This is a genomic window from Colwellia sp. 1_MG-2023, from assembly GCF_030546755.1.
In the GTDB taxonomy this organism is placed as follows: Bacteria; Pseudomonadota; Gammaproteobacteria; order Enterobacterales; family Alteromonadaceae; genus Thalassotalea_H.
In genome coordinates this window covers 263,280-281,746 of sequence record NZ_JAUOPE010000002.1, presented here as the reverse complement: position 1 = coordinate 281,746, position 18,467 = coordinate 263,280, and the positions used below count along the sequence as shown (strand labels likewise).

The window sequence follows — 18,467 nt, the reverse complement described above, 5'->3', positions numbered from 1 at the left end:
TGAAATTGGGTTTCGTTTAATTAACACTCATAGTGGCTGATTCATTTGGCCAACAAGCAGTACATGCAAAGTGCAAAATTTGAACTATCATCAAAGAAGAAATGACTCAATAGGGAAGGTGTTCAAGTGCGTATTTATATCAAAGTAATTATGTTACTCGCGTTCTTATCTCTAAGCTCTGCTGCTCAAACATATAAAAGAATACAAATAAATGTAGGAGCGGGTATACGACCGCCATTTTTACTTGAAGACAATGCTAAAGGTGTTGGTCCCGATATCATTCATGCATTAAACCTCATCCAAGAACAATTTGTTTTTCAATTGGTGGCAGTACCTATTAAGCGACGTACACAATCATTATATGAGGGCTGGGTTGATATCATCATGTGGGATAACCCCAATTGGGGATGGGAGCTAGAGAGCTTGCAGCATAGTCAACCGTTAATCCATTCAAAAGATGTCTTTATAACGCACGCCGATCAATACCAATCTCAAGATGTTTTTAACCAATTAAAAAGCCATAGTTTAGCTATGGTTCATGGCTATCATTATAAATTTGTTAACTTTGAAACTGACCCCATTAAATTAAATCAATCATTTGATATTACTTTAGTACGAACAGAAGAAGACTCAATTAATATATTGTTATCTGGAAGAGTTGATATTGCTGTTGCCAGTGATGTAGCACTTGCTTGGCATTTTAAAAAACACCCGCAAAGTAAAAATAAAATACTGATCTCTGAGAAATATGATACTAAATATATGCGTTATTTCTTAGTGCCTGCTTCTTCGCCAATTTCAGCGAAAGAATTGGATGAACTGCTAATTTTAGCGGATGAAAAGGGGTTACTGACACCAATATATGAAAAGTATGGTTTAGTGAAACCAACTTTTAAACGTCAATCGCCTTTGATCTCACATTAGTTTCCACATAAATATTTTACGAAAAATTAAATTCTTTTTATTTACGCGTGTAACGCTAGTATCTATCGCTATTTTTTTATTAGAATAACCGACAATAAAAAACTGTAAAGAAAACTTATGACTATCCTTTCTATGATTGTAGCTCATGCTAATAACCGTATTATTGGCAAAGATAATGATATGCCTTGGCACTTACCTGCTGATTTAGCGTATTTCAAAAAAACAACCTTAGGTAAGCCTGTCGTCATGGGCCGCAAAACTTATGAGTCTATCGGGCGTCCATTACCGGGGAGAAAAAACATTGTCATTTCTCGTGATAAAAATTATCAAGCTGAAGGAATAACTACCGTTACTTCAGTTGAGGAGGCGTTAAAACAAGCGGGTGACGTTGACGAAGTGATGGTGATTGGAGGTGGTGCTATTTATCATCATTGTTTGCCTGCGGCTGATCGTCTGTATGTGACTCATATTCATGCTGAAATTGAGGGGGATACACAGTTTCCCGACTACGATACAAAAAACGATTGGCAATTAGTGCAAAGTGAAAAATATAGTGCCGATGAAAAGAATGCTTTTGATCTTGATTTTTGTCTTTACCAACGTATTAGTGAATAACGAGTATGTACCCACTTTCCTATATCGAACCTGTTTTTAGGCCGCCAAGTGAATGGAAAAGTTTGATATTACAAGTGACCAATGGCTGCTCTTGGAATCGTTGTACTTTCTGTGAAATGTACACGGCTGAGCAGAAAAAATTTAAACCTAAAAAACTTGAATTAATCGAACAGGAAATTTTGGCCATCGTAAAATCAGGTTTACCCGTTGGTCGGGTTTTTTTAGCGGATGGTGATGCATTAATGCTGCCATTTAAACGGCTGAAAGAAATTTTATTGCTGATCAAAAATTATTTACCAACGGTCACTCGGGTATCAAGTTATTGTTTACCGCGAAATTTAACCAATAAAACCGTAGAACAATTAACGGAGTTGCGGGCGTTAGGGTTAAAGTTAGTCTATGTTGGCTGTGAAAGTGGCGATGATGAAATACTCAATATCATTGATAAAGGGGAAACCTATGCCAGTTCATTAATTGCCCTTAATAAACTCAAACAGGCTGGGGTGAAAAGCTCTGTCATGATATTAAATGGCTTAGGTGGGCCAGAGTTATCAAAACAACACGCAATAAATTCTGCTCGATTAATGAATGAGGCTCAACCTGATTACTTGTCTACCTTAGTTGTTTCTTTTCCTTTAGGCGAAGAACGCTTTGCTAAACGCTTTGATGAACTTGGTTATCAAGCCTTTCGCTTGTTAAATCAATTTGAACTATTTCAAGAAATGAAACTGTTATTAACTGAATTGGAGTTATCTAAAACTATTTTTCGTTCTGATCACGCTTCAAATTACTTAGTATTAAAAGGTGTATTAGGACAAGATAAATGCAAATTATTGAATTTAGTTAATGAAGCTATTGAACGGCCAAGCAATGTAATTTTGCGACAAGAATGGCAGCGGGGTTTGTGATTCAACAATAACAGACAATAAAAAAGCCACTTTATGTGGCTTTATTGATTTTATAAAAGTGAATTGTTATTCCACTGTGCCGACAAAGCGATAGCCTTCACCATGAATAGTGTTGATGAGTTCTACAGCGCCTTCCACAGACTCAAAATGTTTTCTTAAACGACGAATGGTGACATCAACGGTTCTATCGTTAGAGCGTAAATCACGGCCTGTCATTTCTTTTATCAACTGTTGGCGCGTGACTATTTGTCCGGTATTTTCAATCAGTAATTTTAATGCGCGGTATTCACCACGAGGAATTGAAATAATCTCGCCGTTAGGAGAAGTCATTTTACGAGAGTTACCATCGAGCACCCAATGGTTAAAGCGAATAATGGCACTTTCCGTCTCAGTTTTACCTTGAGATATACGATTAAGGATATTTCGAGCTCGAATAGTTAATTCTCTTGGGTTAAAAGGTTTAGTGAGATAATCATCGGCACCGATTTCTAACCCTAGAATTTTATCGATATCACTATCGCGGCCTGTTAAGAAAATTAATCCTAAATCACTATTGTTGGTTAACTCACGCGCAAGTAATAAGCCATTTTTTCCGGGTAAGTTGATATCCATAATGACTAAATTAATTGTATTTTTTTGTAATTGTTGCTCCATGGCTTCGCCATTCATTGCTTCTGAGACAATATACCCTTCGGCTTCGAATAAATTACGCAAATTAAATCGGGTAACATCTTCATCTTCTACAATAAGTATATGAGGTTTTTGCATGCTCAGTTTCCAGTTAAAAAATACTTTTAAATAATGGGTATGTTAATTACATTTAGTTTAGCAACACCTATGAAACGTTTTATTTACATAGGTTATTAACCGTTAAAATACATGTTATATAACCTATTTATAAAAAACAATTACTAGTTAACCAGGTCAGCTTTATTTTATTAATTGAAATACTTAAAGTAATTGTTCACTGATAGGAAAATTTATTTCAAAAGTTGCCCCTTTATCTGGTTCACTATCTAAACGGATACTGCCACCAAGTGCTTGAGTCACTAAATTGTAAACTAAATGTAGACCAAGTCCGCTGCCACCTTCTCCACGTTTAGTGGTGGTAAATGGTTCGAAAATCTTATCCTTGATTGAAGCATCAATTCCATGACCATCATCTTTAAAAATAATATTAAGCTGTTCGCCTAATTTCATCACTGTGATATCAATAGCGCCATAATCTCTCTTGTCAAAACCATGGATAATAGAATTGAGAATTAAATTAATCATGACTTGATTGATCGGACCTGGTTTACTGACGACGAGTAAATCTTCAGGACAAGTGATATTAATTTGGTAGGGCGTTTTTCTGATTTGTGGAGCAAGTGTTAACAGCACTTCTTTAAGTAATACGTCAAAATTAAACTGACTAAAATCTTCATTAGATTGATCAACCGCTACTTTTTTAAAGCTTGAAATTAATTCTGCGGCTCGATTTAAATTACGGTAAATAATGCCAACGTTTTCTTGCCCTTCATTTAAGAAACGTTTTAATTGACTTGATTTTAATGTTTTTTCGTCAAATGACGTTTTTATTTCATTAAGTCTATCTGATAATAACGTTGAAGCTGTAACCCCTAACCCTATTGGCGTGTTTACTTCGTGAGCAACTCCAGCAACCATGTCGCCAAGTGAAGCCATTTTTTCGCTTTCTACTAATTGGCCTTGAAATTGGTGGAGTTTTTCTAAGGTAGATAATAATTCTTGGTTTGAATCTTTTAGCGCTTCGGTTCGTTTACTCACTTTATCTTCAAGCTCGATATTGAGTAATAAACTTTGTTGTTCAGCAACACCAAGTTTGGTGATATGACGTTCCGTTCTATTAAGTAGATTGTTAATATTTCTAGCTAAAATGTCGATCTCTTTGAACGGCATTGATTTAACTCTATATGAATAATCTTTCGTTTGTGAAATATGCAAAACATCAGCGTTTAATTCTCTTAATGGTGTGGTCACTATATTTTCTAATCGGAAGCTTATAAATACCACTGAAGCGAATAAAACTAAAAAAGTAACAATAAAAATAATAAATAGCTGAGTGCTAAAGGTTAGTCCTGAACGAATATCTGATTGAATGTAAATATAGCCGATTTCATTATCGTTATGCTTAATTGGTGCAACATATTTTACAATGTCGCCTTCGAAGTTTGGTGTTCTAAATTGCTCTTTTTCTTGTGGCGAGATCCGGCTGGTATTATTGGCTATTGAGCCACCCATTTTGAAATTGTAGCTAGCAAAAATACTGAAGTTATCAGGGTATTTTTTATAAATATCAATATAGTGAATTGAGGTGAGTGCTTGGAAGTTATCAAGTTTACTGTTGAGTTCGTTTAGTCTGTCGTTGCGAATATCTTCAGCACTTAATTGAGCAATGTACTTACCTAAATCAATAATACTTTGTTCGTATTGTTGTTTTGATTCATTCAAAAATGTGCTGGAAATATAATAAAGCGCAAGTGAAACAAAAATAAAAACAAAGCCTAACACTGTAGTCAATATTGAACGACGAATAGAGCTAATTTTATTGGTAAGTGTCATATTTAATTGATCGAATATTGATAGCTGCTAAGTAGATAATTATTGATAACTTAACAGATTTCAACTTTTGTTACAGAATTATGTTCAAATTAGCTATCGTTAGTAACTTAAACAGGCATGATAAATAGAGAATCCTCTCTCGACACATATTTTATCGACTTTACCTATCGAATGCTCAATTATTGGTTGGTACTTTAAAAAACTATTCGCAACAATGGTAAGCGTTCCTTTTTTTATTAGGTGTTTTTTTATCCCAGCTAAAAAATTTTCGGTCGCAGCATAGTGGGTTTTTATTCCTTGGTGAAAAGGGGGATTAGAAATAACATGATGGTATTGCTCTGTAATATTGGACAAACTATTCGTTGCGATTACATTTCCCGTTAAGTTATTGATCGAAAGAGTTTTTTCAGAAGAAGCAATGGCAAGTGCACTAACATCAGCTAAAGTTAATTCAGTGTTTTTACATGTTAAACCAATAAAGGTAGCGATTACCCCAGCGCCACAACCAAAATCAAGTACTTTACCGGCAATAATATTCGGTACATTGTTTAATAAAACTTGCGTACCTATATCTAATTTAGCTTGGCTAAACACTCCTGGTAAGGCTGCTACTCTATAAGTTAGCTGATTAACATTAACCGAATAATAATGAAACCATTCTTCAATATTGAACGATATATGATGATTCGTTAATTGTGTTTCAAATAACAAACAATGACGAGCCGCATCAATTTTTTCGCAAAAACTAGTGTGTGCTTTGATTAATTTATCAATAGATTTTATGCCACTTTTATTGTCACCAACAACCAGCACTCTTGTATCTGCATTCGTACACACAGCTAGCATTGCCAATGTAAAAAGCAGTTCTTGTTTACTTTTTGGAAAATGAATGAGCACTAAGTCATGGATTTTATTTGTCTGGTAATGTGCGGCAAAAATACATTGGCTTTGAGCATTTTTTTTATGCTGCTGATGAAGTTCAAAATTGTTATCGAAGTAAGTAATATCACAATCTTTATTCAATGCTGTTAAGCTATGTGACAATTCATCATCTGGCATATTTATTAATAATGGCTTTTTTGCCAATAAGAGGCGTTCATTACGAATTAATACTTGGCTTAAGTTGCTTAAATACATTGAATTACCTAGGGTCTGTTGTACTTTTAATTTATAACTCAGTTGTGCTTGAAAAAATGGCAATCGTGGTACTTAATTTAAGTAACCTATGATCAAATGAAGTTGTTTGAAGAAGGTATTCTACAATAAGATACTGAATTCACCAATAATTCAACTAAGACAAACGCGCATTTTTGAGCGTTAAACATGGAAAGTTTTAAAAAGGGAAATATCATTACCGCTAAATTATTAACAAAACTCAAAGCAGCCTGGCTTAGAAGTAAATATAGAGCTTATTTTTTGACGCTTAAATATTTATATTGGCCAAGTCTATTTGCAGATAAACCAACCATTGAAGTTTACCTCGCCTTGAATGATCCTCATAGTTTTATGTTAGTCCAAGTACTAAGTGAGATAGAACAACGTTTTAAGGTCAATTTAAAATTATTTCTTATTTATGAAACCGTGCCAACGGTGGGCGTTGATCCTAAAATAATACGTCATTGGGCGTTAGCCGATGCCAATTATATAGCCCAACAATATGGCCTCGAATTAATTAAACAGTATCCATCTGCTAAAGCGTTAATAACCGGCCAACAAATTTGGCAACTTAGTTCAAAAACTGTCGAACAAGCTGCAACGATATTTAAGCAAACTTGGTTTGATACATTTGATTTTTATTATAATCCTTCAACGCCGCTGATAAATTTTCAAATTAAAAATCAGCAAAGATTGTTTAGTAAAGGACATTATTTACCTGCGACATTACTTTTTGCCGGAGATTGGTACATTGGAATTGATAGATTAATACATTTAGAGACTAAATTAATTAATCTTGGTTTGAGCAAGAGCAATGAATTAAGCAAATATAATGCTAATTTATTAACGGATAAATGTGTTAGTAATGAAGACTTTATAGCCCCTTGTCGTGAAAATCAGAGTGAAAACAATGTTTGCGAAGTGTTTATTTCTCTAAGAAGTCCCTATTCTTATCTGGGCTTTGAGAAAGTCAAAGCGTTAGCAAAAAAATACCATACCTCGTTAAGAATTAAACCTATATTACCTATGGTGATGCGAGGTTTGGGTATGCCAATAAATAAGGCTCGTTATATTTATATTGATGCCTACCGTGAAGCTAAATTAGCGAATATTCCTTTTCAAACCTTTAATGATCCTATTGGACAAGGCATTGTTAATTGTTACGAGATTTTTAGTTATGCCGAGTCAAAAGGGAAAGCGGTCGAGTTTATCAGTGCCGCGTTTGAAGCTATTTATGTAAAAAATTATGATGTTTCACAACATCAAATGATGAAGCTGATCTGCCAATCAATAAATCTTGATTATAGCAAAGCCAAAGAATACGCAATGCAACATGATTGGCAACAATGGACTGATGTTAATCAAACTGAATTAGAAGAGCTAGGCTTTTGGGGTGTACCTTGTTTTAAATATCAAGATACAAGTTGTTGGGGGCAAGATCGCCTCGCTCAGATAGAACATGCTATGAAAGAAAACATGAATAAAGCGGTCTTTGAGAAATAAGATTGTTGTTTAGTTTTTTTTGATGGCTAGACGGCTATTGCTTCGCATTAGAATAAATGTTCTAATAGTGCCGTCCCTTATTTAAGTTAACTTGTCGTTTAAATCATAAAAGACAAGTTATCCCAAAAGGGCCAGAAGAGGAGCGTTAACTAGGTAGTTATCATGAAGAGATCAAACTCTAATGATTGATAGTAATGGAGATTAACGCCGAGATAATTACATATTTTGATGATGTATTTGTCGGTTGTTTAGGTTGAATCCTAACAATTGTCACCTATTTTTTATATGTTTTAGACCATTAAGTTTCTAAAATATTTAATGTTAATACTGGTGGAGAGCTTCTGGCCTTTGTTAGCCTCTCTTCATCTTTAGTTGAGGCTATACAAACGCCTTAAAGTTCTCCGAACAATTTGAGTTCGAGAGAAATGAATCAAACTGAACAGGCTGTTAAAAGCCAACCTCAACAAATACAAACTATTTCAGAAACGCACCTGTGGACAGCATTAGTTACCCCAATGTTACTTAATGGGGATGTTGACTTTGTTGCCCTTGAAAAACTAGCTATTCAGCAAGCCAGTGGAGGCAACGGCATTACCTTACTTGGTAGTACCGGTGAAGGGTTAGCTTTAACACCATCTGAACAAATAGCCGTAGTTAAATGCGTGTGTGCATTATCATTGAATGTTCCTATTATGGTGTCAGTAGGGGGGTATAACTTAGCTAATCAAATTGCTTGGATATCTCAATGCAATAATCTCGCTATTTCGGCTTATCTTTTAACTTGTCCTATCTACGCTAAGCCAGGAGAGGTCGGTTTAATTCAATGGTTTAATGCCCTGTTAAATCAAGCAGAACACCCATGTATGATATATAACATCCCGTCACGCAGTGGTATTAATATTCCTCTCAATGTGATGAAAAGCATTCAAACTCATAAAAATTGCTGGGCTATGAAAGAGGCGAGTGGTGATATTGAGAACTTTAAATCATATGCGCAACATTGTCCTGAACTTGCTATGTATAGTGGTGAAGATGCCATGGTGCCCCACTTGGTTGAAGCCGGAGTTAAAGGCTTAGTCTCTGTTGCTGCCAACGTTTGGCCTGCGGCAACACATCAATACGTTGACATGGCATTAGCAGGTCAACATCAAACATTATTTCCTGTCTGGGATGAAGCGGTAGCGGCATTGTTTCAAGTAGCAAGCCCTATCCCGGTAAAAGTATTAATGCATCTTACAAATATGTTGAATTACCCAACATTACGAGCACCACTTACCGAACTAGAAATAACAGAAAATCCGTTCGCATTAAAATCTTTAATGGCAATGGATATCGCAATTAATCAATGGCTTGAGCAAAGCCAATCGTAAATTTAAAACAAATCATTGGAGTTAAGCAGTAATGAATTGGCAAGACACATTAGCACAGTTAGAAGCAGGTACGATACGTGCGGCAAATCAAGATGAACAAGGTAATTGGCAAGCGAATATTGCTGCTAAAGAGGCGATTTTAGCGGCCTTTAAAGCTGGAGAAAATACCGAGTTTTCAGGAATATACCAAGGGTTTGTTGATAAGAATAATTTACCTGCCCGTGAATTTACAGTTGAAAACGGTGTGCGGTTAGTCCCTGGTGGTTCATCAGTACGTCGTGGTGCTTATGTTGCTCCTGGCGTGATAATTATGCCACCAGCCTATATCAACGTTGGTGCATTTGTTGATTCTGGTACTATGGTTGACAGTCATGCATTGATTGGTTCATGTGCACAAATTGGTAAAAATGTTCATGTATCAGCCGCTGTTCAAATTGGTGGTGTGTTAGAGCCTGTTGGTGCTAGCCCCGTTATTATCGAAGATGATGCATTCTTAAGTGCCGGCGTTGTGATTGTTGAAGGTATTGTTGTTAAAAAAGGGGCGGTGTTAGCTCCCGGTGTTTCTTTGTCTGCGTCCGTTCCTGTTTATGATTGTGTCAATCAAGTGATGCTTGAAAAAGGGGCTGATATCCCTGAACGAGCCGTGGTTGTACCGGGTACACGTCCAGTGAAAGGTGAATGGGCTGAATCTCAAGGGCTGAATATGGCATGTGCGTTAATCGTTAAATATCGCGATGAAAAAAGCAATGCGTCATTAGAGTTAGAATCTTTATTGCGTTAAGTGCAGACAATCAACGATAACATAACCCCTGAGTGAAAAATATGAGCGCCAATACTAAAGCCCCTGTTTGGTTTGAGCAATTTAAAGCCGATAAACAGTTTCAACCCAGCTTACTTGCACATCAATCGCAAAATGAGCATGAGCAAGCTTACTTTGTTTATCATCTTGATGCGTTAAAAGCACATTTAGCGTTTTTACAACAGCAAGATGTCATCAAACTTTGGTTCGCAGTGAAAGCGAATCCGTTATCAAGCATCATTCAAACGCTTGATAGCGCGGGGTTTAATTTTGATGTTGCTAGTACTGGTGAGTTGAATCAAGTGCTTAAACAGGGGGTTAGTAGCGATAGAATATTAAACACCGGTCCTGCGAAATCAAAAAAACAATTAGCTAATTTTATCGAACAAGGGGTAAATACCTTTGTCGTTGAAAGTATCAATCAACTGCATTGGCTGAACGAAGTGGCGAGTGAGCAACAAGTTAAGCCACAAGTGTTATTACGAGTACAATTACAATGGCCTGATGGAGAAAAAAATCCGTTAGGCGGTAATAGTTTAACACCCTTTGGTTTGTCAGTTGCTGAGTGGCAAAATATTCATGTTGACGATTTTACACAATTAGATCTTTGTGGCTTACATATTTTTCAATGGGGCAATATGCTCAGTAATGAAAAAATGTATTCGCTTTGGCAGCAAATGGTAGAACCTTTAGTAGGTTTGGCAAACGATATTGGTATGTCGCTTAACATCCTAGATTTAGGTGGCGGCTTAGGTATCGATTATCTTGAGCAAGGGCAAAAACTGTCTTGGCAAAACATATTAACAGATTTAGCAAAAATTAAAGCGCAAGCAAATGTAGCAGAGCTTTGGTTAGAGCTAGGGCGTTTTGCCGTTGCTGAATGCGGTTATTATGTCGCGCCAGTGGTTGATCGAAAACTCAATTACCAGCAAGAGCAATTAGTGCTTTCTGCAGGCATTAATCATCTTTTACGACCAGCTATAACGGATCAACCTTTTCCTGCGAGTTTATTACGAGATTCTTCAGCGCAAAAACAGCACTTTGATATTCATGGTCCCTTGTGTACCAGTATGGATAAATTAGGTCATTTGCCACTTCCTAATGATGTGCAAGTGGGTGATCAACTTATTTTTGGTTATGCCGGAGCCTATGGCTTTACTGAGAGCATGCCATTTTTTCTTTGCCATCAAATAGCGGCTGAATATACCTATAGCGAAGGAAAATTAACGGAAGTGCGAGCCGCTGAGCCTGCCGATTGGTATTTAAGATAAAGCTGAAAAGCTCATAATAAATTGAGAATAAACATTAATTATTGAGAAGTGAAATGACGCAATTTTCTAAAGAAGTCATGCATGTTGGTGAAATGGCTAGTGGTGCTGCATTAACGGTACCCGTTTATCGTTTAAAAGGGGAAGGAAATGCCCCAAGTGTTTATATTCAGGCCAATATGCATGGCGCTGAAGTACAAGGTAATGCGGTAATTTTTCAATTACTTGAGTTATTAAGAAATACCAACATTAAAGGTGATATTACCTTAGTTCCTTATGCTAATCCGGTGGGATGTAATCATAAAAATGGTGAATACACTTTAGGTCGATTTGACCCTATTACCGGGGTGAACTGGAATCGAATGTACCATTTTGATGAAAGTATCATTAAGCCATTTGTTCGTGACAGCATAGGCAAAGATGACAAAACGATCGAAGCAAACTTTAAGGCAATAATGATAAATAGCATTGAGCAAAAGCTTGATCATAATATTTTTGGCTTAACGACCGGACAGCGGATAGCCTATCAATTGCAGCGTTTAGCGCATCAGGCTGATTTAGTGTTAGATCTTCATACCGGTCCAATTTCGAGTAAACATTTATATTGTCCTGAATATGCCATTGAAAGCGCAAAATATTTTGATATCCCGCATACTTTACTGATTCCTAATGAATTTGATGGTGCTTTAGATGAAGCAACTTTCTGTCCTTGGTGGAAGTTAGAACAAGCGTTTGCCGAATTAGGCATCAAATTTTCTATCAGTTCAGCACATCTCAATAAAGAAAGTTTTACTGTCGAACTTGGCTCACAAGAGCAAATTGATTTAGATGTTGCGCTTGAAGATGCAAAAAGCATATTAAGCTATTTACAATATAAAAATGTCATTGATACGAATGAATACCAACCGCAAAAACTGACCCGTTATGCTTGTTATTTAAAAGACTATAAAGCCTTTTACTCACCTATGGGTGGCATGGTTGATTACTTGGCAGAATTTGGCAAACCCCTTAAAGCGGGTGAGCCATTAGCACGGATATTACGTATGGATAACTATCACTTCGAAGAAAAAGGAGAGGCAGATCCATTACATTATGTTTCGTTAGATCAGGAGGTTATCCCTATTTTACATTTTGCTTCCGCGAGCGTAAACCAAGGTACTGAATTATATAAAGTATTTACGAATTTTTTTATTTTAGAAGAGTAAATGCTGACGGCAGTATAAACCTTTGTCTCGACAGTTTTATCACAAAATTTTTCAAAACATTTCTTAGTTATTGACGATTCCTGTTATTACGGGCAATCTGGATAAAAACTATACAAGGGAAAGGTTATGGATTATAAAAAAACATTGTTTTATGGTGGCTTATTTTCGTTATTACTCGCGGGATGTAGCCAACCAGAACAAGCCAAAGAGAGCGAATCAGCTGCGCCGTCACAACAAACATTGCTTGAACAAATAGCTGAAAAATCAAACGAAAGTCCTACCGTAGCGAGTTTCAATGTCCCAATAGAATATTTCACTTTAGATAATGGATTAAAAGTAGTGCTATCGCCTGATGATACTGCTCCCACGGTTACTGTTGCCGTTTATTACAATATTGGCTTTAGAAATGAACCAAGGGATCGAACAGGCTTTGCTCATTTATTTGAACACATGATGTTTCAAGGCTCAGAAAACCTTGGCAAAATGGAATTTATTAAATTAGTGAACGCCAATGGCGGCGTACTAAATGGTTCGACACGATTCGACTATACCAATTATTTTGAAATAGTCCCTTCACATAAATTAGAAACCTTTTTGTGGGCAGAAGCTGATCGAATGAAAGGCTTAGCCATCACGCAAGAAAGTTTAACTAACCAACAAGGTGTGGTTAAAAATGAAGTAAAAGTGAATGTGCTTAACCAGCCCTATGGTGGTTTTCCGTGGTTAGACATGCCGCAATATGCTTATTCGAACTGGTACAACGCCCATAACTTTTATGGTGATTTAAAAGATTTAGATGCGGCTAATTTAAAAGACGTCGATGACTTTTTTAACCTTTATTATTCACCTAACAATGCCGCGTTAGTGGTCGTGGGTGATATTAATATGGTTGAAGCAAAAGCTATGGTTGAAAAGTATTTTGCTAAATTACCCGCCAGTAAATTACCTCCTGCTCCTGATCTAACAGAGCTTCGTCAAGAAAAAGAACTAAGCTTTAATAAATTTGATAAATTAGCGCCAAAACCCGCTTATGCTTTTGCTTATAAAATGCCTGAACGCAATACGCCAGAGTATTATGCGATGGGTATTATTGATCAAATTTTAGTGCAAGGTGAAGATAGCTTGTTGTATCAAGAGCTAGTGAAAAACAAGCAAATTACCGGTGATATTGGCGGAGGTATCAATTACTTATTAGGAAATATGTTTAATTATAATGGGCCAATGTTATGGATGAGTTCTTTCACCCATGACGAAAATGTTAGCCAAGCACAAATTAACGCGGCTATTGATTCGGTAATTACTCGCTTAGAAGAACAACCATTAACCCAAGAAGAAATGGCAAGAGCTGTCGTTAAAATACGCTCTAGTTTATTTGACTCTTTAGATGAGTTTTATGGTTTTGGTAAAGCGGATTTATTAGCCAGTTTTGCTTTGTTTGATAATGACCCTGGAAAAATTAATGCGATTGAAGCTGCTTTTAAAAAAGTGACACCAGAATTAATTATGCGTACCGCCAAAGAATATTTGCGGAGCACCAATCGAACGATATTAACGGTTACACCAGGTGAAGACCCTGCTAAACAAGAACCTGAAACTGATTCAGCCAGTCAAACAAGTGAAGGAGAATAAAATGTATTTAATTAAAAAATCATTCAACTTGTTGGCGCTTGCCAGTATTTTATCACTTAGCTTAGTTACCTCACTCTATGCGAAAGAACTGCCACCAGTAGGTAGTAAGCCAAGTAATTTTCAAGTGCCAAAAACGTCGACTATGCAATTAGATAATGGTTTGAAAGTCACGTTTATCCCTTATGGTACAACACCTAAAACAACGATTCGTTTAATCACCAATACTGGTAATATTGATGATGGTAATCAACCTTGGTTGGCTGATTTAAGCTACGAAATGTTAAGGCAAGGTACTAAAACCCAATCGGCTAAAGAAATTGCAGAAAATGTTGCTAGTATGGGCGGACAAATAAATTCATCTGTTGCCATGGATTCAAGTTGGCTAGGCGTTGATGTGTTAAGTGAATTTTCTGAAGACGCCATAGATGTCCTTGCTGATATGGTTTTAAATCCAGCATTAGCCAGTAGCGATTTATCACGAATTAAAACAGATCGTACTCGTCAATTAAAAGTGCAATTATCGCAACCGGGTAATATTGCATCACAAGCTTTTTATAAAGCGATTTATGCGAACCATCCTTATGGCGAACTATACCCTTCAGAAGAAAGCTTATCGGGTATTTCAGGTGATAATATTAGTCAGTATTTAACGAAAAATTTAGTGGCAGGGCGCAGTCACTTATATATTTCTGGGGTGTTTGAACAATCAAGCTTACGTGAGAAAATTGCGAAGGCTTTTTCTACTTGGCCACAAGGTGAAGCTAAAAAATCAATGTCGGTGATCAGCCAAACTGGGCCTAAAGTGATTATGCTTGAGCGAGAAAATTCACCTCAATCAACCATCCGCTTAGGTTTAGCTGCTATTGCTCCTGATCATCAAGATACTATGGCAATGAATATGATGAATACTTTATTAGGGGGCGCATTTTCTAGTCGAATTACCAGTAATATTCGTGAAGATAAAGGCTATACGTACTCGCCTTACTCTACCATAGTAAATCGAATTAATTCAGGCGTTTGGTTTCAATCTGCAGACATTACATTAGAGTCTACAGGAGCTGCATTAACTGAAATTTTTAATGAGATTAATCTGCTTGCTAAAACACCACCGTCTACCGAAGAGCTTGATGGTATTAAAAATTATATGGCGGGCATTTTTGTGTTAAGAAACTCGTCACGTGCCGCCGTGATTAACCAACTCTCTTTTATTGAACTTCACCAACTTAGTGATAATTATTTAAAAGATTATGTGGCTAATGTTTATGAAGTAACACCTGAGAAAATCAGTGAAATGGCAAGTAAATACTTAACACCTGAAAACATGACTTTAGTGGTGGTTGGTGATAAAGCGCAATTAACACCACAACTGAAAGCTGTGAAAGCGCTAAAAGGTTATTGGTAAGATATCAGGTTTAACCTACGCTTGATGGTAAATTGTTATTATCAAGCAAGGTTAACTGTTGATTAAATAATTTAAGGTCGGTTTAAGCCATGCTTAGCGGCTTTACCATTAGCATGTATTTCATTGCGCTTATTGTTAGCCAGATCGTCTTGTTTAGTAGAATTTATCAAGGCGGTCTTAGGTTAAATAAGTTCAACGTCTAGTGTTTCAGCAAGACGACGACGGTAATGATTCAGCTCAGCATATGGGCGTAAATTTGCAATCAGTGCACGAATCAATGTGTTACTTAAATCGGCCTTTGTTAATTCTGCTTCAATTAATGTAACTGTTTCAAGCACCGAGGTTTTCTGCTGCTCGTTGAAGTCTGTTAAGTGATTTTTTATATTATCTAAAATATCACTCGCTTTTTGTCGTTGAAGATTTTCAAGATCAACATTTTGAGTAAGCGGAAAATTATCTTTGGTGATCAGGGGCGATAAATTGGATGTGTTTAATGCCTTTATTGCACTATCTACAACAAACGAGATTAAGTGTGCACAACGCTTAATGGAGAAATTTGCATCATCTAACGTTAAATAAATCGAATACTCTTGTAGTAAACCGTTTACCAACGACACTATGTCGTAAATCCAAGGAGTAATGCTATCACCGTAAGCGTTAATCAGCACTTTTTGCTGCGAGAGATGGTAGTTAATTCTACATTCCTTTAAAACTGCCATTATATCTGTATCCATGACAATTGATTCATCCGTTAAAAACATCTGAATAAATGACCGTTCATTCAATACCTCTTGAAACTCACAGATTAAGTATTGTTCTAATAATTCACTTCCTGTTGTTTGGTTCTTCGTCAGCAGGTTATTAACCGCTTGCTGACTTTTTTCATCCGTTTGAATAAATAGCGCCTTTACAATATCAAGCTTACCGGTGAAATAAGAATATACAGAGCCTTTTGCAATGCCAGCATCTTCTGCAATGCCAGCTATTGTAGTGCCTCTGAAACCTTTTTCAATAAATAAGGCTTTAGCCGTAGCAAGGATAAGTTCTCGTTTAGAAGATGGTGTATTAGACATGAAGCGCTTCTCAAAATGATATTAAACTTTTTATTTACAACAACTATTGTGACACATAAATGAATATTGACCAATAAGTCATTTGACATATGACCCTTTGGTCACTATATTGTGACCAGTATTAAATAAAAGGTCATTTTTATGACTTTTTGGTCATTAGTGGAGAGGTTTATGAAAGAATCATCTGGTACAACTCAAGGATTATGGCAGTTATTATTACCTCATAAACCTAATAAAAGCGCTTTTGTCTATTTAGCATTACTGGTGATTGGTGCGACAGGGCTTGAGCTTATTTTACCTTTATATTCAAGTTACTTGGTTGACTCAATTGGTAGTGATGGAATTGAAACTTATATCATTATCGGTCTTATTGTCATTGTATTAACGACAGCTATATTGGAAGCTTTTCTTGGTTGGTATGGTGGCAAGATCGGGCATACTATTAGCCTTAATTTACGTTATAGCTTAATTGGCAGATTGCTTTCTTGTCAAACGCAAAGCATGGATCAAGAGCATAGCGCTGAGCTAAGTGCTCGAGTGATTAACGATTCTAAAGAAGTAAAATCTGTTTTAGCGGAAGATCTTATTGGACTATTAAGTGGTGTTATTTCGCTAGTTGCCGTGATCGTTATTATGTTTATATTAGACTGGCGATTAACTTTAGTGCTTGTTAGTTGTGTTCTTCTAGGTTTTATTATTATTACCCCGATCGCTTTAATGATGAACAATATTGGACAGGCTCAACAAACCGCTGAAGCGAATTTACTAAAATATGTAACTGAATGGCTGCGATATGGAAAATTGATAAAATCGCATAATGCCGCTAGTCAAATGCAACACCAATCAAAGCAATTACTTGATGCTAGTTTTAAGCATGAAATGAGAGCGACGAAAGTCATGTCATTAATTGGGCCAATTGCAAATTTAGTGTTAATGATCAGCATGATTGCGATTTTAGCTTTTTCGGCTTACTGGCTTAAACAGGGGACATTAACGCTCGGAACCATAACGGCTTTTTTATTATATTTATTTGGCTTAATTTTCCCATTAATGTCGATGGCGATGTTTTTTAGTAACTTAAATAAAGCTGCAGGTGCAGCGAGCCGTTTATCTGAAATTGATGCGTTTGAAAAAGAGCCTGCTGGCTCAGGTGTTCTAATAGACGAAATATCAAGATTATCTGTTGAAAATTTAAACTTTATAAGAAATGGAAAAACAATATTAGAAAACGTTAATTACCAATTTGAAGGGTGTGGTTTTTCAGTTTTACTGGGAGAAAGTGGCAGTGGTAAAAGCACTTTACTTAGTCAGTTTTTAGGTTTTTATCCAGATACCTTTGAACAGGTTCTGATTAATAATAAACCCTTAAGTGCATATAACTTATCATCTGTTAGACAGGCAATTGCATGGGTAGATCAAGAGCCTAAATTATTACATGCAACGGTTTATGAAAATCTAACTTTAGGGTTAACTGAAAATATTGAAAGAGATCACATAATCTCAATATTAAAATCAGTGGGGCTGACTGCGTGGTTAACCAGAATTGAAAACAATCTAGACTTAGTGGTATCTGAGCAAGCGCATCAATTTTCAGGTGGAGAAAAACAAAGATTTGCGATTGCTAGAGCTATTTTACGTCAGTCAAAAGTATTGCTATTAGATGAACCAACATCCGCTTTAGATGATATAAATAAAAAAGAATTATTGGTATTGCTGAGACAGTTAGCGATAAAAATGCGTGTTATTGTGATCACTCATCATCTCGATATTATTGAAGCTAGTGATGACGTGATTGAAATGGTTGCGGGTAAATTAGCTCGGAAAATAGCAACATAAGGACTTAATAGAGGAAAAATTCATCGCCTACATAGTCGTTATTTAATGAATAGCTATTAATAGGCGATAAACCTTTCATAGGGAAGACTATAACTTTAACTCTAAAATTTTTAATAGCCTCTAGTTTTGCGTTCATTCAAATTTAAGGCGAAAAAGGATAAATTTTTTCAATACACTTTCTATCATTGTACTTTTTA

At 36.2% G+C, this 18,467-nt stretch carries 15 protein-coding genes and 1 riboswitch; of the genes, 11 read left to right on the top strand and 4 right to left on the bottom strand.

All coding sequences use genetic code 11. The features are described 5' to 3' along the window. Positions 1-126: 126 nt before the first annotated feature. The 3 genes from Q4493_RS03400 to Q4493_RS03390 all read left to right on the top strand — a co-directional run bounded on the left by Q4493_RS03400 (position 127) and on the right by Q4493_RS03390 (position 2,447). Positions 127-924 (top strand): ABC transporter substrate-binding protein, encoded by a 798-nt coding sequence (locus tag Q4493_RS03400; RefSeq protein ID WP_303449415.1) that lies wholly within the window; start codon positions 127-129, stop codon positions 922-924. A gap of 117 nt (positions 925-1,041) precedes the next feature. Continuing rightward, the gene (gene folA, locus Q4493_RS03395) at positions 1,042-1,539 is read left to right on the top strand and encodes a type 3 dihydrofolate reductase (RefSeq protein ID WP_303449413.1); all 498 of its coding nucleotides are present in this window, start codon (positions 1,042-1,044) and stop codon (positions 1,537-1,539) included. Between the two features lie 5 nt (positions 1,540-1,544). Then, complete coding sequence (locus Q4493_RS03390; RefSeq protein WP_303449411.1) at positions 1,545-2,447, top strand: radical SAM protein; 903 nt, start codon at positions 1,545-1,547, stop codon at positions 2,445-2,447. Between the two features lie 66 nt (positions 2,448-2,513). Here Q4493_RS03390 and arcA read toward each other — a convergent pair whose 3' ends face one another. From arcA to Q4493_RS03375, 3 genes are all read right to left on the bottom strand, one after another. Continuing rightward, positions 2,514-3,215 carry a two-component system response regulator ArcA gene (arcA, locus tag Q4493_RS03385; RefSeq protein WP_303449410.1) on the bottom strand — a complete coding sequence of 234 codons (702 nt, stop codon included), beginning with the start codon at positions 3,213-3,215 and terminating at the stop codon, positions 2,514-2,516. Positions 3,216-3,398: 183 nt separating this feature from the next. Further along, on the bottom strand, positions 3,399-5,030 hold the full coding sequence (locus Q4493_RS03380) for a sensor histidine kinase (RefSeq protein ID WP_303449409.1): 1,632 nt from the start codon (positions 5,028-5,030) through the stop codon (positions 3,399-3,401). Between the two features lie 99 nt (positions 5,031-5,129). Beyond that, complete coding sequence (locus Q4493_RS03375) at positions 5,130-6,167, bottom strand: methyltransferase (RefSeq protein ID WP_303449408.1); 1,038 nt, start codon at positions 6,165-6,167, stop codon at positions 5,130-5,132. Between the two features lie 186 nt (positions 6,168-6,353). Here Q4493_RS03375 and Q4493_RS03370 point away from each other — a divergent pair, with 186 nt between their 5' ends. The 7 genes from Q4493_RS03370 to Q4493_RS03340 all read left to right on the top strand — a co-directional run bounded on the left by Q4493_RS03370 (position 6,354) and on the right by Q4493_RS03340 (position 15,361). Further along, positions 6,354-7,688 carry a DsbA family protein gene (locus tag Q4493_RS03370; RefSeq protein WP_303449406.1) on the top strand — a complete coding sequence of 445 codons (1,335 nt, stop codon included), beginning with the start codon at positions 6,354-6,356 and terminating at the stop codon, positions 7,686-7,688. Positions 7,689-7,815: 127 nt separating this feature from the next. Continuing rightward, a riboswitch (Lysine riboswitch) is annotated at positions 7,816-8,037 on the top strand. A gap of 76 nt (positions 8,038-8,113) precedes the next feature. Next, positions 8,114-9,058: a 4-hydroxy-tetrahydrodipicolinate synthase gene (gene dapA / locus Q4493_RS03365; protein ID WP_303449405.1), complete on the top strand. Its 945-nt coding sequence runs from the start codon at positions 8,114-8,116 to the stop codon at positions 9,056-9,058. Between the two features lie 31 nt (positions 9,059-9,089). Next, complete coding sequence (locus Q4493_RS03360; RefSeq protein WP_303449404.1) at positions 9,090-9,839, top strand: 2,3,4,5-tetrahydropyridine-2,6-dicarboxylate N-succinyltransferase; 750 nt, start codon at positions 9,090-9,092, stop codon at positions 9,837-9,839. 41 nt (positions 9,840-9,880) lie between these two features. Further along, positions 9,881-11,128 carry a PLP-dependent decarboxylase gene (locus tag Q4493_RS03355; protein WP_303449403.1) on the top strand — a complete coding sequence of 416 codons (1,248 nt, stop codon included), beginning with the start codon at positions 9,881-9,883 and terminating at the stop codon, positions 11,126-11,128. 53 nt (positions 11,129-11,181) lie between these two features. Then, positions 11,182-12,330, top strand: a complete 1,149-nt coding sequence (locus Q4493_RS03350; protein ID WP_303449401.1) for a succinylglutamate desuccinylase/aspartoacylase family protein — start codon at positions 11,182-11,184, stop codon at positions 12,328-12,330. Positions 12,331-12,456: 126 nt separating this feature from the next. Next, positions 12,457-13,959 carry a pitrilysin family protein gene (locus Q4493_RS03345; RefSeq protein ID WP_303449400.1) on the top strand — a complete coding sequence of 501 codons (1,503 nt, stop codon included), beginning with the start codon at positions 12,457-12,459 and terminating at the stop codon, positions 13,957-13,959. A gap of 1 nt (position 13,960) precedes the next feature. Next, positions 13,961-15,361, top strand: coding sequence for a pitrilysin family protein (locus tag Q4493_RS03340; protein WP_303449398.1), 1,401 nt, complete (start codon positions 13,961-13,963; stop codon positions 15,359-15,361). Positions 15,362-15,543: 182 nt separating this feature from the next. Here the strand turns inward: Q4493_RS03340 and Q4493_RS03335 are convergent, their stop codons facing one another. Beyond that, a complete protein-coding gene (locus Q4493_RS03335) occupies positions 15,544-16,434 on the bottom strand; it encodes a TetR/AcrR family transcriptional regulator (RefSeq protein ID WP_303449396.1) in 891 nt (296 codons plus the stop codon). A 171-nt stretch (positions 16,435-16,605) separates the two neighbouring features. Here Q4493_RS03335 and Q4493_RS03330 point away from each other — a divergent pair, with 171 nt between their 5' ends. After that, entirely contained in the window at positions 16,606-18,270 is a 1,665-nt protein-coding gene (locus Q4493_RS03330; protein ID WP_303449394.1) for an ABC transporter ATP-binding protein, read from the top strand. Positions 18,271-18,467: the final 197 nt, after the last annotated feature.